13 protein-coding genes are annotated in these 13,715 nt (G+C 75.2%); 7 read left to right on the top strand and 6 right to left on the bottom strand.

The annotated features are described in order from the left end of the window. The first annotated feature begins 128 nt into the window (after positions 1–128). The gene (pknB, locus tag ACZ3J7_RS02310; protein ID WP_465616554.1) at positions 129–1,883 is read left to right on the top strand and encodes a Stk1 family PASTA domain-containing Ser/Thr kinase; all 1,755 of its coding nucleotides are present in this window, start codon (positions 129–131) and stop codon (positions 1,881–1,883) included. 103 nt (positions 1,884–1,986) lie between these two features. On the opposite strand, the gene ACZ3J7_RS02305 is transcribed toward pknB, so the two are convergent. Continuing rightward, a complete protein-coding gene (locus ACZ3J7_RS02305) occupies positions 1,987–2,616 on the bottom strand; it encodes a sulfite oxidase-like oxidoreductase (protein WP_465615961.1) in 630 nt (209 codons plus the stop codon). 300 nt (positions 2,617–2,916) lie between these two features. On the opposite strand from ACZ3J7_RS02305, the gene bfr reads away from it, so the two are divergent. After that, a complete protein-coding gene (bfr, locus tag ACZ3J7_RS02300) occupies positions 2,917–3,396 on the top strand; it encodes a bacterioferritin (RefSeq protein WP_465615959.1) in 480 nt (159 codons plus the stop codon). 24 nt (positions 3,397–3,420) lie between these two features. Here the strand turns inward: bfr and ACZ3J7_RS02295 are convergent, their stop codons facing one another. Together ACZ3J7_RS02295 and ACZ3J7_RS02290 are read right to left on the bottom strand one after the other, a co-directional pair. Further along, positions 3,421–3,672 (bottom strand): (2Fe-2S)-binding protein, encoded by a 252-nt coding sequence (locus ACZ3J7_RS02295; RefSeq protein WP_465615957.1) that lies wholly within the window; start codon positions 3,670–3,672, stop codon positions 3,421–3,423. 131 nt (positions 3,673–3,803) lie between these two features. Next, positions 3,804–5,135: a class II 3-deoxy-7-phosphoheptulonate synthase gene (locus ACZ3J7_RS02290; protein ID WP_465615955.1), complete on the bottom strand. Its 1,332-nt coding sequence runs from the start codon at positions 5,133–5,135 to the stop codon at positions 3,804–3,806. A gap of 304 nt (positions 5,136–5,439) precedes the next feature. Here ACZ3J7_RS02290 and ACZ3J7_RS02285 point away from each other — a divergent pair, with 304 nt between their 5' ends. The 3 genes from ACZ3J7_RS02285 to ACZ3J7_RS02275 all read left to right on the top strand — a co-directional run bounded on the left by ACZ3J7_RS02285 (position 5,440) and on the right by ACZ3J7_RS02275 (position 9,344). Next, positions 5,440–7,377 (top strand): chorismate-binding protein, encoded by a 1,938-nt coding sequence (locus ACZ3J7_RS02285; RefSeq protein ID WP_465615953.1) that lies wholly within the window; start codon positions 5,440–5,442, stop codon positions 7,375–7,377. Between the two features lie 159 nt (positions 7,378–7,536). Then, entirely contained in the window at positions 7,537–8,439 is a 903-nt protein-coding gene (locus tag ACZ3J7_RS02280; RefSeq protein WP_465615951.1) for a trypsin-like peptidase domain-containing protein, read from the top strand. Next, entirely contained in the window at positions 8,436–9,344 is a 909-nt protein-coding gene (locus ACZ3J7_RS02275) for a hypothetical protein (RefSeq protein WP_465615949.1), read from the top strand. The genes ACZ3J7_RS02280 and ACZ3J7_RS02275 overlap by 4 nt, the downstream gene beginning before the upstream one ends. Before the next feature lie 15 nt (positions 9,345–9,359). On the opposite strand, the gene ACZ3J7_RS02270 is transcribed toward ACZ3J7_RS02275, so the two are convergent. The 3 genes from ACZ3J7_RS02270 to ACZ3J7_RS02260 all read right to left on the bottom strand — a co-directional run bounded on the left by ACZ3J7_RS02270 (position 9,360) and on the right by ACZ3J7_RS02260 (position 12,068). Beyond that, entirely contained in the window at positions 9,360–10,013 is a 654-nt protein-coding gene (locus tag ACZ3J7_RS02270; RefSeq protein WP_465616552.1) for a response regulator, read from the bottom strand. Between the two features lie 16 nt (positions 10,014–10,029). Then, positions 10,030–11,148, bottom strand: a complete 1,119-nt coding sequence (macS, locus tag ACZ3J7_RS02265) for a MacS family sensor histidine kinase (protein WP_465616550.1) — start codon at positions 11,146–11,148, stop codon at positions 10,030–10,032. A gap of 125 nt (positions 11,149–11,273) precedes the next feature. Beyond that, the gene (locus tag ACZ3J7_RS02260) at positions 11,274–12,068 is read right to left on the bottom strand and encodes a lysophospholipid acyltransferase family protein (protein WP_465616548.1); all 795 of its coding nucleotides are present in this window, start codon (positions 12,066–12,068) and stop codon (positions 11,274–11,276) included. Positions 12,069–12,247: 179 nt separating this feature from the next. Here ACZ3J7_RS02260 and ACZ3J7_RS02255 point away from each other — a divergent pair, with 179 nt between their 5' ends. Beyond that, positions 12,248–13,030, top strand: coding sequence for an alpha/beta hydrolase (locus tag ACZ3J7_RS02255; RefSeq protein ID WP_465615948.1), 783 nt, complete (start codon positions 12,248–12,250; stop codon positions 13,028–13,030). A gap of 10 nt (positions 13,031–13,040) precedes the next feature. Continuing rightward, on the top strand, positions 13,041–13,712 hold the full coding sequence (locus tag ACZ3J7_RS02250) for a hypothetical protein (protein WP_465615946.1): 672 nt from the start codon (positions 13,041–13,043) through the stop codon (positions 13,710–13,712). Positions 13,713–13,715 lie beyond the last annotated feature (3 nt).

The following is a 13,715-nucleotide window of genomic DNA, read 5'->3' as shown; positions in this document are numbered from 1 at the left end:
ACCCCGTCCACCCCGGGCGAACCGGCCGCCGCCGCGGGACGTCCCACCGGGTGCCGGGCGCGCTGCGCCCGACACCCGGCCCCTGCCGGGGCCGGGACCCCTCGCCCCCTACACTCCATCGGGTGGACATGACCCTCGACGATCCCCTGTACGGCGTACTGCTGGACGACCGCTACCGGGTCGAGCAGCGGATCGCGGTCGGCGGCATGGCAACCGTCTACCGGGGCACCGACACCCGGCTGGACCGCACGGTGGCGCTGAAGGTGATGCACCCGTCGCTGGCGGCGGACGACGAGTTCACGGCGCGCTTCATCCGGGAGGCGAAGGCGGTGGCCCGGCTCGCCCACCAGAACGTGGTCAACGTGCTGGACCAGGGCGCCGATCCGCGCGGTGTGTTCATGGCGATGGAGTACGTGCCCGGCCGCACCCTGCGCGACCTGCTGCGCGACCGCGGCGCGCTCTCGGTGCGGGGCGCGCTGGACGTGCTGGAGCCGGTGCTGGCGGCGCTCGGCGCCGCGCACCGGGCCGGGCTGGTGCACCGGGACGTCAAGCCGGAGAACGTGCTGATCACCGACACCGGCCTGGTGAAGGTCGCCGACTTCGGCCTGGTCCGGGTGCTCGCGGGCACCGACCCGACGGCCACCACGGCCACCGGGACCGGCCAACTGCTGGGCACCGTCTCGTACCTGGCGCCGGAGCAGATCCGCCAGGAGGACACCGACCAGCGGGTGGACGTCTACGCGGCGGGCATCCTGCTGTACGAGATGCTGACCGGCGCCAAGCCGCACACCGGGGAGCACGCCGCCCAGGTGATGTACCGGCACCTGCACGAGGACGTCCCGGCGCCGTCCGCCTCCGCGCCCGCGGTGGGCCCGGAGCTGGACGCGATAGTGGCGGCGGCGACCGCGCGCGACCCGCGGGCCCGGCCGTGGGACGCGGTGGAGCTGCTGGCCGCCGTGCAGCGGGCCCGCCGCTCGCTGCCCCCGGACCGGCTGGACGCGGAGCCGCCCGCCTCGTCCCTGCCGACCCCGGTGCACAGCCCGGGCGAGGCCACCGCCGTGATCGAGCGGGTGCCGGCGCTGGACCGCACCAGCGTGCTGGAGGTCCCGCCGGAGCTGCTGCCGCCGGTGCGCCCGGCGGTGGACGACGACCCGCCGCGCGGCCTGGCGGGCCGGGCCCGCCGCTCGGGCTACGGCCGCCGCTCGGGCTACGGCCGCCGCCCGCTGATCTGGTCGGCGGTGCTGGTGGTGGTGCTGCTGGTGGTCGGCGGCATCACGTACACGCTGTCCAACGCGGTGTACGCGACGGTGCCGAGCGTGCTGGGGCAGAGCCGGGAGCAGGCCGCCGCGGCGCTCGACGGGCAGGGCCTGCACGGTGCGTTCAGCGAGCAGTTCAGCGAGTCGGTGCAGGCCGGGCAGGTGATCTCGACCGACCCGGGGGTGGGCGCGAAGGTCCGCAAGAGCGACGCGGTGAAGGTGGTGCTCTCGCGCGGCCCGGAGCGGGTGCGGGTGCCGGACGTGGCCGGCCGCCCGGTGGCGGACGCCCGCAAGGCGCTGGGCGACGCCCGGCTGACCGCGGGCACCAGCGGCGAGGAGTTCAGCGACACCGTGCCGAAGGGCTCGGTGATCTCCACCGCCCCGGCGGCGGGCAGCAGCCTGTCCCCGGACGCGCCGGTGGCGCTGACCGTCTCCAAGGGCATGCACCTCGTCCCGGACGTCGGCGGCAAGAGCAAGGAGGACGCCTCCGCGGCCCTGGAGGCGGCCGGCTTCGTCCCGCAGGTCTCCGGCCTGCTGCCGCTCGGCAAGGTCACCGGCCAGTCCCCCGCGGCCGGCACCCCGGCCCGGCAGGGCAGCACGGTGACGATCGCGGTCAGCCTGTTCTAGGGCCTGCCTTCCGGATCGTGACGGATCGCGTCGGATCGGCGCGCGGCGCCGGGCGCCCGGCACGATCCGAAGGGGAGGGCCCGGGCGTTCCGGGCGGCGGGCTTCAGCGCAGCGGGCCGTCGCCGGGCTGCTCCTGGTACGAGTAGCGCTGCTCCCGCCACGGGTCGGCGAGGTTGTGGTAGCCGCGCTCCTCCCAGAAGCCGCGCCGGTCGGCCCGCATGTACTCGACGGCGCGCACCCACTTCGGGCCCTTCCAGGCGTACAGGTGGGGCACCACCAGCCGGACCGGGAAGCCGTGTTCGAGAGTGAGCGGCCGGCCGTCGTGGTGGGTGGCGAAGACGGTGGCCGGGTCGGCGAAGTCGGCGAGCCGCAGGTTGGCGCTGTAGCCGTACTCGGCCCACACCATCACGTGGGTGACGCCCGGGTCGGGCGGGACGAGGTCGAGGACGGTCTTCGCGGCGACCCCGGCCCACTCGTTGCCGAGCATCGAGAACTTGGTGACGCAGTGGAGGTCGCCGCGGACGGTGGTCTTGGGCAGCGCGTGGAAGGCCGCGAAGTCCCACCTGGCCTTCTCCGCGTCGGCGGTGGCCCCGAACACCTGGAAGTCCCAGCTCTGCGGCTTGAACCGGGGCACCGGCCCGTAGTGCAGGACGGGCCAGCCGCGCTGCTGCCGCTGCCCCGGGGGGAGCCTCGGGTCAGTCGTCGGCCGCTGTTCAGGTTCGTGCTGACCCATGCCCCCATGGTGACAGACGGCGGGCGCCGAATCGCGCGCGCCCCCACCGCACGCCCCGGGGGGAATTCCCGTCCGACGGAGGGGGGCAACACCTGGCGAATCCGCGCGCGCGTTCGAGCGAGATACCACCGAACGGCCTAATCCGTTCCGCGTTCCCGCAGGTCAGCACGGTGCGGGCGGGGCGCGAAAGCCGCCCGGGGGCGCGTCTGTAAGCGTGAACTTACTGGAAGCGCACCCGTTCAGCTGCCACGATGCGGGGCATCCGGAGACCGACCGGAATGCGCACCAGGAAGGCAGGCCATGCAGGGCGACCCCGAGGTCATCGAGTTCCTCAACGAGCAGCTGACCGCCGAACTCACCGCCATCAACCAGTACTTCCTGCACGCCAAGATGCAGGAGAACTTCGGCTGGACCAAGCTCGCCAAGTACACCCGGCACGAGTCCTTCGACGAGATGAAGCACGCCGAGGTGCTGACCGACCGGATCCTCTTCCTGGACGGCCTGCCGAACTACCAGCGGCTGTTCCACGTCCGGATCGGGCAGACCGTCAAGGAGATGTTCGAGGCCGACCGGCAGGTCGAGGTCGAGGCGATCGACCGCCTCAGGCGCGGGATCGTGGTGATGCGCGCCAAGAACGACGTCACCTCGGCGAACATCTTCGAGTCGATCCTGGCGGACGAGGAGCACCACATCGACTACCTGGACACCCAGCTGGAGCTGCTGGACAAGCTCGGCGAGGCGCTCTACATCGCGCAGCTGATCGAGCAGCCGGAGAGCTGAGGGCCGACCGGGGGGCTGCGGCCCTCAGGCGGCCCGCGGGGCGGCCGGGGCGGTGGTGACCGGGTCGGCCGCCAGGCCGAGGCGCTCGGCCAGCCGGGCGGTGGGGCAGGGCCGGGCGCCGTGCTCGCCGAGCAGCGCCTGGATCCGGCGCACGCAGGAGCCGCAGTCGGTCCCGGCCCTGCAGCCCTGGGCTATCTGGCGGGGGGTGCTGGCCCCCTCGTCGATCTTCTGCTTGACCTGGGCCTCGGTGACCGCGTGGCACATGCACACGTACATGTGCGGCCCCTTCCACGATTGGTGCGGTTTGCTGAGGCTTACCTTACCTGGTGCTCCGGGTACGAAAAAGGCCCCTCCGGCTCGGAACGACCGAGAACGGAGGGGCCTTCGTCACACCTACCGGGGGTGCCTCACTGGCCGCGGTACATCTCGGCGACCAGGAACGCCAGGTCCAGCGACTGGCTGCGGTTGAGCCGCGGGTCGCAGGCCGTCTCGTAGCGCTGGTGCAGGTCGTCGACCAGCACCTCGTCGCCGCCGCCGACGCACTCGGTGACGTCGTCACCGGTCAGCTCGACGTGGATGCCGCCCGGGTGGGTGCCGAGCGCGCGGTGCACCTCGAAGAAGCCCCGGACCTCGTCCAGCACGTCGTCGAACTTGCGGGTCTTGTGGCCGCTGGAGGCCTCGAAGGTGTTGCCGTGCATCGGGTCGCTGATCCACACCACCTGGGCGCCGGACGCGGTGACCTTCTCCACCAGGGTGGGCAGGTGGTCGCGGATCTTGCCCGCGCCCATCCGGGTGATGAAGGTGAGCCGCCCGGGCTCGCGCTCCGGGTCGAGGCGGTCGATCAGGGTCAGCGCCTCGTCCACCGTGGTGGTGGGGCCGAGCTTGACGCCGATCGGGTTGCGGATCTTGGACGCGAACTCGATGTGCGCGTGGTCCAGCTGCCGGGTGCGCTCACCGATCCACACCATGTGGCCGGAGACGTCGTACAGGTCGCCGGTGCGCGAGTCGGTGCGGGTCAGCGCCGTCTCGTAGTCCAGGATCAGCGCCTCGTGCGAGGAGAAGAACTCGACCGTCCTGAACTCCTCCGGGGCCACCCCGCAGGCGTTCATGAAGGCCAGCGCCTGGTCGATCTCCCGGGCCAGCTGCTCGTAGCGCTGGCCGGCCGGGGAGTTGCGCACGAAGTCCTGGTTCCAGGCGTGCACCTGGCGCAGGTCGGCGTAGCCGCCGGTGGTGAAGGCGCGCACCAGGTTCAGCGTCGCCGCGGAGGCGTTGTACATCCGCTTCAGGCGCTCCGGGTCCGGGATCCGGGCCTCGGCGGTGAACTCGAAGCCGTTGACCGAGTCCCCGCGGTAGGTCGGCAGGGTCACGCCGTCCCGGGTCTCGGTGCTCTTCGAACGGGGCTTGGAGTACTGGCCGGCGATCCGGCCGACCTTCACCACCGGCACGGAGGCCGCGTAGGTGAGCACCGCCGCCATCTGCAGCAGGGTCTTCAGCTTGTTGCGGATCTGGTCGGCCGACACGGCGTCGAACGCCTCGGCGCAGTCGCCGCCCTGGAGCAGGAACGCCTCACCACGCGCGACGGCCGCGAGCCGGGCGCGCAGCTGGTCGCACTCGCCGGCGAAGACGAGGGGCGGATAGGAGGCGAGCTCCGCAAGGGTCTTGCGCAGAGCCTCTTGGTCCGGCCATTCAGGCTGCTGCGCCGCGGGCAGGGACTGCCAGGAGTGGTTAGTCACGGTCACAGGGCAAGGCTACGGGGTGCGACAACCGATTTGGGGGTGCCGCCCGGTGGGTGAGACGGCGCGTGGACATCCCGGCGTTCCCCCGCCGGGCCGCCCGCCGGTGGGCTAAGGTCTGCTGCGTGACCGCGACGCACACCTTCTCCTGGTGGTGGGCCAGCCCGTTGGGCGGCCCACGGATCGCGCGTCCCTAGCGACGAACGACGGCCGCCCTCCGGGGCGGCCGTCGGCGCGTGTGCGCAGCGTCACGGCCTCCCGGAGGCGGCGGAACCCCCGCGAACCACCTCCCGGAAGGAACACCGCAGTCGTGACCACCACCGCCGCCGAGCTGCTCGCCCGGCTGACCGCCCCCGGCGCCCCGGCCTTCGCCCTGCTGCACCGCCGCGCCCCCAGGCTCGCCCCGGACACCGTCGAGCTGCTGACCGGCACGGTCTCCGACCACGAGGCGCTGGCCGACCTCCCGCTGCCGGACGGCGTCCCGGACGGCGGGCCCCGGCACGACCTGCTGGCCCTCGTCCCGTACGCGCAGATCCGCGAGCGCGGCTTCGCGGCCCGGCAGGACGGCACCCCGCTGCGGGCGCTGTCCGTCACCGGGCAGCACGCGCTGCCGCTGGCCGAGGTGCTGGCGGCGCTGCCCGACGCGCCGGTGGAGCTGCGCGGCGGGGAGTTCGACATCGACGACGAGGAGTACGCGGAGATCGTCCGCCGGGTGATCCGGGACGAGATCGGGCGCGGCGAGGGCGCCAACTTCGTGATCCGGCGCGACTTCCGGGCCGAGCTGGCCGGGTACTCCACCGCCACCGCGCTGACCCTGTTCCGCCGGCTGCTGGAGCACGAGCGCGGCGCGTACTGGACGTTCCTGGTGCACACCGGCGACCGGGTGCTGGTCGGCGCCTCCCCCGAGGTCCACGTCCGGCAGTCCGGCGGGACGGTGGTGATGAACCCGATCTCCGGCACCTACCGCTACCCGGCGGGCGGCCCGACCGCCGGGTCGCTGCTGGAGTTCCTGCGCGACCCCAAGGAGCTGGAGGAGCTCACCATGGTGGTCGACGAGGAGCTGAAGATGATGTGCGCGGTCGGCGACCTCGGCGGGCAGGTGCTCGGCCCGCGGCTGAAGGAGATGTCGCACCTCGCGCACACCGAGTACGAGCTGCGCGGCCGCACCTCGCTGGACGTCCGCGAGGTGCTGCGGGAGACCATGTTCGCGGCCACCGTCACCGGCAGCCCGGTGCAGAACGCCACCCGGGTGATCGACCGGTACGAGCGCGGCGGGCGCGGCTACTACTCCGGCGCGCTGGCGCTGATCGGCCGCTCGGCCAGCGGCGGCCGGCAGCTGGACTCGCCGATCTGCATCCGGGCCGCCGACATCGACCCCGCGGACGGCTCGCTGGTCGTCCGGGTCGGCGCCACCCTGGTCCGGCACTCCGACCCGCGCTCCGAGGTCGCCGAGACGCACGCTAAGGCCGCCGGGGTGCTGACCGCGATCGGCGCCCGCCCGGGCCGCTCCGCCCGGGAGAGCGCCGCCCGGCCCCGGCTCGGCGAGGACCACCGGGTGCAGGCCGCGCTCGACGCCCGCCGGGCCGGACTCGCCCCGTTCTGGCTGCGGATGCAGCAGCCCGCCGAGCCGCTGCCCGGCGCCGACACCCTGGTGGTCGACGGCGAGGACACCTTCACCGCGATGCTCGCCCACCTGCTGCGCTCGCTCGGCCACACCGTCACCGTGCTCCGCTACGACGCCCCCGGCCTGCGCGAGCGGGCCGCCGCGCACCGCGGGCCGCTGCTGCTCGGCCCCGGCCCCGGCGACCCGGCCGACCCCGACGACCCGAAGATGGCGCTGCTGCGGCCGGTCGCCGCCGACGCGCTGGCCGCCGTCCGCTCCGGGGAGCGCACCGCGCCGCTGCTCGCGGTCTGCCTCGGCCACCAGCTGCTGTCCGCCGAGCTCGGGCTCCCGCTGGCCCGCAAGGCGGTGCCGTACCAGGGCGCCCAGGAGCGGATCGACCTGTTCGGCACCCCCCGGACGGTCGGCTTCTACAACACCTTCACCGCTCGCTGCGACGACGCCCTGGCCGCCCGGCTGGCCGGCCAGGGCGTCGAGCTCTCCCGGGACGCCCGCACCGGCGACGTGCACGCGCTGCGCGGGCCCGGTTTCGCCGGGCTGCAGTTCCACCCGGAGTCGGTGCTCACCCGGGACGGCGTGGCCGTCGTCGCCGAGCTGCTGCGCGGCACGGCGGCCGTCCGGAGCTGAGGAGACCGGTGCCGGGCCCGGTGCCGGGGAGGTCTGGCTCCCCTCCCGAAGCGACTGGTATGCATGTGCTGCACAGCCGTCACGAGTGGGGGGACGCATGACGAACACGGCCGCGCCCGGCGCCGGACCGACCGCCCGGCGCGCCGGCCGCCCGGCGGCGTGAGCGCCCCGGGCGGCCACGCCGCCGCCGTCCGGATCACCGACGCCGCCGGCGCCTTCCTCGGCAGCGGCTTCCACCTCGGCGCCGGCCTGCTGGTGAGCTGCGCGCACGTGGTGCACGGCTGCCCCGAGCCGGTCGCCCGGCACGGCGCGGACGCCCACCCGGTGCATGCCGCCCGGCTGTTCCCGCCCGGGCCCGACCCCGACGCGGCCGCCTACCCGCCGCCGGACCTCGCGCTGCTCACCGCGCCCGGCCTGGCCGCCGGGCCGGCCGCGCCGCTCGCCGGGCACGACCCGGCCGACGGCTCGACCCTGCGGGCGTACGGCTTCGCGGCCAACCCGGTGACCGGCGCGGTCGGCCCGGAGTCGGCCCTGCTGACCGTGGCCGGTCCGTCCGGCCTCGGGCTGCGCGTCCAGGGCGGCCAGCTGCCGCGCGGGCTGAGCGGTGCGATGGCGGTCGACGAGCGGGGCCGGGTGGTCGGCGTGGTCAAGGCCAGCGCGAGCTTCAGCGGCCCGGCGGGCGGCTGGCTGACCCCGCTCTCCGCGCTCCTCCCCCTGCTCGGGCCCGTCCCCGCCCCGGCCCCCGCCCCGGCGCCGCGCCGGGAGCCGACGGCGGGCGAGGCCGCCCGGCTGCTCGGCGAACCGTTCCCGTTCCAGGACCCGGCCGTCCGGCTGGGGCTGGTCCGGGCGGTGAGCGACCGCCTCGGCCCCGGGCAGGAGGTCCGCGTCCCCTTCAACGGACTCGCCGCCCTGCACCTGCGCGACGTCGCCGCCGCCTGCCTGGCGCACCCGCGCACCGCCGAGGCCCGCCGGGCGCTGCTCGCCGGGGCCCGCGAACTGTGCGGGCCGCACCGGGCGCTGGACGAGCTGGCCGCACTGCTGGACGTCGGGCCGGAGGGGTGAGCGTGGACCGCCTGGCCCGGGAGACCCGGCACCTGCTGGTGCGGCTGCTCACCGGGTGGGACGGACCCCCGCCGCCGCTGTCGCGCCCGGAGCCGCACCCGGCGCCGGCCGGCGGCCGCCCCGCCCGGTGGCCGGCCGTACCGGAGCGGCCTCCGGTCGAGCGGATCGCGCGGTTCCTGGCCGGGGAGCACCCGGATCCGTCCGCCGCGATCGGCGACCTGCACGGCTGGCTGCGGCACGCCGACGGGCCCGAGTGGCGCGCGCCCGGGGTGGCCCTGCTGGCCCGGGCGCAGGACCCCGCCGGGCTGAGCGTCGAGCAGCGGGCCGACCTGGTGGTGATCGCCGGCGTGCTGTGCTTCCCGCCGGTGGCGCCGGGGCGGCTCGGTGCCCGGCGGCTGGCCGACCTGGTGGAGCGCTCCGGGCCGGCCGGCGGGCCCGAGCCGCTGCTGGCGGAACTCGACCGGTTCGAGCCGAAGTTGGCGCGGATCGCCCGGCAGGCGGTGGCGGTCTCCCGGACCCGGGCACCGGAACCGCCGGACCCCGGACCGGCCGCGCCCGCCCTCGTACTGCCCGCCCCCGCGCCGCCCGCTCCCCCGCCCGTGCGGGGGGCTTCGGCGGGCGAGTGCGCGGACCTGCTCGGCGGGCCGGCCCCGTTGCAGGACCCGGCGGTCCGGGAGGGCCTGATCCGGCTGGTGAACGACCGGCTCGGGGCGGGGCAGGAGATCCGCGTCCCGTTCCAGGCGCTGGCCCACCTGCACCTGCGCGACATCGCCGCCGCCTGCCTGGAGCACCCGCGCACCGCCGAGGCCCGCCGGGCGCTGCTCGCCGAGGCCCGCAAGCTGTGCGGGCCGCACCGGGCGCTGGACGGGCTGGCCGCGCTGCTGGACGTCGACCCGGAGGGGTGAGCCCGGTGCGGGGCGCTACTCGCCCCGGCCCAGTTCCTCGTCCAGGCCCTGCTCGATCGCGTACCGGACGAGTTCGACCCGGTTGTGCAGCTGGAGCTTGCCCAGGGTGTTCTGGACGTGGTTCTGCACGGTGCGGTGCGAGAGCACCAGGCGGTCGGCGATCTGGCGGTAGGACAGGCCCTTGGCGACCAGCCGCAGCACCTCGGTCTCGCGCGGGGTGAGCTGCGGGGCGGCGGGCTCGGCGGGGGTGCCGGGTTCGCTGGCCAGGCGGCGGAACTCGCCGAGGACCAGGCCGGCCAGGCCGGGGGTGAAGACCGGGTCGCCGACGGCGGTGCGGCGCACCGCGTCGAGGAGTTCCTCGCGGCCGGCCGACTTCACCAGGTAGCCGGTGGCGCCGGACTTCACGGCCTCCAGCACGTCGGCGTGCTCACCGCTGGCGGACAGCACCAGCACCCGCACCGCCGGGTCGGCGGCGACCACCTGGCGGCACACCTCGGCGCCGGACAGCGAGGGCAGGTTGAGGTCGAGGACCACCACCTGCGGGGTGCTGGCCCGGGCCCGGCGCACCGCCTCCTCGCCGTCCCCGGCGGTGGCGACCACCGCGAACCCGGCCTCGGCCAGGTCCCGGGCCACCCCGTCGCGCCACATGGGGTGGTCGTCCACCACCATCACGCGCACCGGCTGATCAGTCGTCACGTCCCCTCCTCGGCCACCGCAGTTCCACCTCGACGCCCTCCCCGGGCACCGAGTACAGCTCGGCGCTGCCGCCGAGGTCGAGCATCCGGCCGCGGATCGACTGCGCGACCCCGAGCCGGCCGTCCCGCTGCGCCTCGGCGAGGCGCCCGGCCGGGAAGCCGGGGCCGTCGTCGCGCACCGAGACGGTGACCGCGTCGGGCTCGTCCTCGACCAGGATCCACGCCCTGGCGCCGTCGCCCGCGTGCCGCCGGACGTTGTCGAGCGCGGCGGCGACCGCGGCGGCCAGTTCGGACGCGGCGGCGGCGGGCAGCAGGACGGGCGTGGCGGGCGCGGCGACGGTGATCCGCTCGTCGGCGTGCCCGGAGAGCAGCGGACGCAGGTCCTGTTCGCCGTCCGGCCCGTCCCCGTCCGGCCCGGTGGGCCGTCCGCCGGCCATCAGGGCCCGCAGCGCGCGCTCCTGCTCGCCGGCCAGCCGGCCGAGCTCGGCGGCGTCGCCCTGCTGCCGGTGGACCAGGGCGAGCACCTGCAGCACGCCGTCGTGGATGTCCCGGGAGAGGCGTTCGCGCTCCCGGGTGGCGGCCTCCACCTGGAGCGCCCGGGTGAGCACCGCCTCGCTGGCGCGGGCCAGTTCGATGACGTAGCCGATGGCGCAGCCCGCGAGCAGCAGCAGCACGATGTTGTGCAGGTTGTCGGGGCTGACCCCGCCGTGGCCCAGGATGTTGGCGGTGCCGATCACCGCGCCGGCGAACGCGGCGGCCCGCCAGCCGCCCTTGCCGGCGAAGCCCAGCACGGTGCCGGCCGCCCAGATGGTCGGCAGGGTCGGCGCGCCGGCGTGGATCCGGGCCGGGGTGTCGATCACCCCGCTCATCACGATGCCGGTCACCGCGAACGCCAGGTCGGTGCCGAGCACCGGCCAGGTGCAGCGCGCGGGCCCGGCGAACGCCCGGGTGGAGGCCAGCGTCCACAGGCTCAGCGCGCCCAGGAAGATCCAGCCGGAGACCGGGTGCAGGAACTGGTGGAACGAGGTGAAGTAGCGCAGCACCGCGTAGCCGAGCGCGAGCACCCGGAAGTACCCCATGGCGCGCCACAGCGGCAGCTCCACCGACATCCCGCCGGCGGCCACGGCCGCCGCCACCCCGGCCGGCGCCGCGGGCACCGGCGTGCGGCGCCGCGCGACGGCCGTTGCGTGCTCCTCCACCAGCCCGATCCCCCCTGTGCCGGCCGGGTGCCGGGTCAGGCCCCGGCGTCCTTCCCGTGCGGCGCGTCCGGCGCCTTCTCGTCGGCCGCCTTCTCGTCCGCCGCCTTCGCCGCGTCGGCCTTCTGCTGGGCCTTGCGGTCGGCGTCCGCGGCCTTCTTCTCCTCGGCGAGCTGCCGCTTGGCGGCGGTCGCGTAGATGTCGACGTACTCCTGGCCGGACAGCCGCATGATCTCGTACATCACCTCGTCGGTGACCGAGCGCAGGATGAAGCGGTCGTTCTCCATGCCCTGGTAGCGGGAGAAGTCGAGCGGGCGGCCGATCCGGATGCCGGGCCGGACGCCGAAGTTGGGGACCACCTGGCCGGGCGGCTGCACCTTCTCGGTGTCGATCATCGCGACCGGGATGACCGGGGCGCCGGTGGCCAGCGCGACCCGGGCCAGGCCGCCGACCTTGCCGCGGTACAGCTTGCCGTCGGGCGAGCGGGTGCCCTCCGGGTAGACGCCGAAGATCTCGCCGCGCTCGACCACCGCGATGCCGCTGCGGATCGCCGCCTCGCCGGCGCCCCGGGCGCCCGAGCGGTCCACCGGCAGCTGGCCGACGCCCTTGAAGAACGCGGCGGTGAGCCGGCCTTTGATGCCGGGGGTGGTGAAGTACTCGGCCTTCGCGATGAAGGTCACCCGGCGCTTGAGCAGCGCCGGCAGGAAGAACGAGTCGGAGAACGACAAGTGGTTGCTGGCGAGGATGGCCGGACCCTCGTCCGGAATGTTCTCCTCGCCCTCCATCCACGGCCGGAAGAAGATCCGCAGCAGCGGGGCGACGATCATCTTCATCAGTCGGTAGAACAACCGGGGCCTCCTGTGGTGCGGACCGGACGATCCTAATGCCCCGGCCTCCCGCCCGGTGCACCGGCGAACCGTCCGTCCCCGCACCGGGCCCCTGTACGGGGCATCCCGCCCGTGGGACGATCGGAGGCACCCTCACCCCGCCCGCACCTCCCAGGAGTCCACGCATGCCGCTGTTGCCGGGTGCCGAGCCGTTCCGCCGCGCGGGCGGTCCGGTCGGTGTGCTGCTGGTCCACGGTTTCACCGGTTCCCCGCAGTCCGTGCGCCCCTGGGCCGAGCACCTGGCCGATGCCGGCCTGACGGTCTCCGCCCCGCTGCTGCCGGGCCACGGCACCCGCTGGCAGGACCTCCAGCCGACCCGCTGGGAGGACTGGTACGCGACCGCGGAGGCCGCGTTCGAGGAGCTGGCGGCCGAGTGCGGGCAGGTCTTCGTCTGCGCGCTGTCGATGGGCGGGTCGCTGGCCCTGCGGCTGGCGGCGAAGCACGGCGACCGGGTCTCCGGACTGGTGCTCGTCAACCCCTCGGTGCGTTCCGACAACCCCGCGACGGTGCTTCTTCCGGTGCTGCGCCACCTGGTCCCGTCGCTGTCCGGCGTGGCCGGTGACATCGCCCTGCCGGGCGCGGCCGAGGTCGGCTACGACCGGGTGCCGCTGCACGCCGCCTGGTCGCTGGCCCGGCTGTGGAAGGAGGCCCGGGCGGGAATGCCGTCGGTGACCCAGCCGGTTCTGCTGATGCACAGTCCGCAGGACCACGTCGTCTCGCCGCGCAACTCGGCCATGGTGCTCGCCCGGATATCCTCGACCGATGTGACGGAGCTGCTGCTCGACCGCAGCTTCCACGTGGCCACGCTGGACCACGACGCCGGTCTGATCTTCGAGGCGAGCCTCGACTTCGTCCGGCGACTGGCCCCGGCAGCGGCGGTCGATGCCGGGACCCACCACTCGGGCTGAAAGGCCGAACGTGAACGAGACCAGCAAGGCGAACGACGACGAGGACCTGCCCCGCGAGGACGACGCCCAGGCGGCCCGGGGCGCCGACCCGGTCGAAGCGGCCGCGCCGGCCGCCGCCGAGCCTGCGCCGCGCCGTCCCGCCGCGGGCAGCCAGGCCGAACAGGACGCGATCTTCGCCGCGCTGGTCGCCCAGTTCGACGACCCGGTCGACCTGACCGACCCGGCCTGGCCCGAGGTCGAGAACGTGCGCGCGCAGAACGAGCGCGACGGCCGCGGCGCCGGCCCGGGTGCCGGCTCCGGCGGCGAGCGCGGTCGGCGCGGCCCGACCGCGCCGACCACCACCAACGGCGGCCTGGGCGACTTCACCCCGCGCCCGGTCCCGCGCCCGGGTGACGGCCCGCGCGACTACACGCCCGCCGAGGACCCGGACGAGGACCACTTCGTCCCGCCGGAGCCGCCGCCGCTGCCGTCCGCCGACACCACCACCAAGTTCGCCTGGCTGGCCGTGCTTGGCGGCCCGGCGCTGCTGCTGTTCGACGCCGTGGTCTGGCACGAGGTCTCCGGCTGGCCCGCCTGGGTCGGCCTGCTGTCCTTCCTCGGCGGTTTCGGCACCCTGGTCGCCCGGATGAAGGACCGCGACGAGGACGAGCCGGAGGACCCGACCGGCGGCGCCGTCGTCTGACCG

Source organism: Kitasatospora sp. NPDC015121 (assembly GCF_055562955.1).
This window is presented reverse-complemented; position numbering and strand designations above follow the sequence as displayed.

Excerpts from the sequence above, each read along its gene's own strand:
- ACZ3J7_RS02295 (WP_465615957.1), bottom strand. The coding sequence starts at position 3,672 with ATGTACGTGTGCATGTGCCACGCGGTCACCGAGGCCCAGGTCAAGCAG.
- ACZ3J7_RS02260 (WP_465616548.1), bottom strand. The coding sequence starts at position 12,068 with ATGAAGATGATCGTCGCCCCGCTGCTGCGGATCTTCTTCCGGCCGTGG.
- ACZ3J7_RS02270 (WP_465616552.1), bottom strand. The coding sequence starts at position 10,013 with ATGGTGGTGGACGACCACCCCATGTGGCGCGACGGGGTGGCCCGGGAC.
- ACZ3J7_RS02255 (WP_465615948.1), top strand. The coding sequence starts at position 12,248 with ATGCCGCTGTTGCCGGGTGCCGAGCCGTTCCGCCGCGCGGGCGGTCCG.
- ACZ3J7_RS02305 (WP_465615961.1), bottom strand. The coding sequence starts at position 2,616 with ATGGGTCAGCACGAACCTGAACAGCGGCCGACGACTGACCCGAGGCTC.
- pknB (WP_465616554.1), top strand. The coding sequence starts at position 129 with ATGACCCTCGACGATCCCCTGTACGGCGTACTGCTGGACGACCGCTAC.
- bfr (WP_465615959.1), top strand. The coding sequence starts at position 2,917 with ATGCAGGGCGACCCCGAGGTCATCGAGTTCCTCAACGAGCAGCTGACC.
- macS (WP_465616550.1), bottom strand. The coding sequence starts at position 11,148 with ATGTCGGTGGAGCTGCCGCTGTGGCGCGCCATGGGGTACTTCCGGGTG.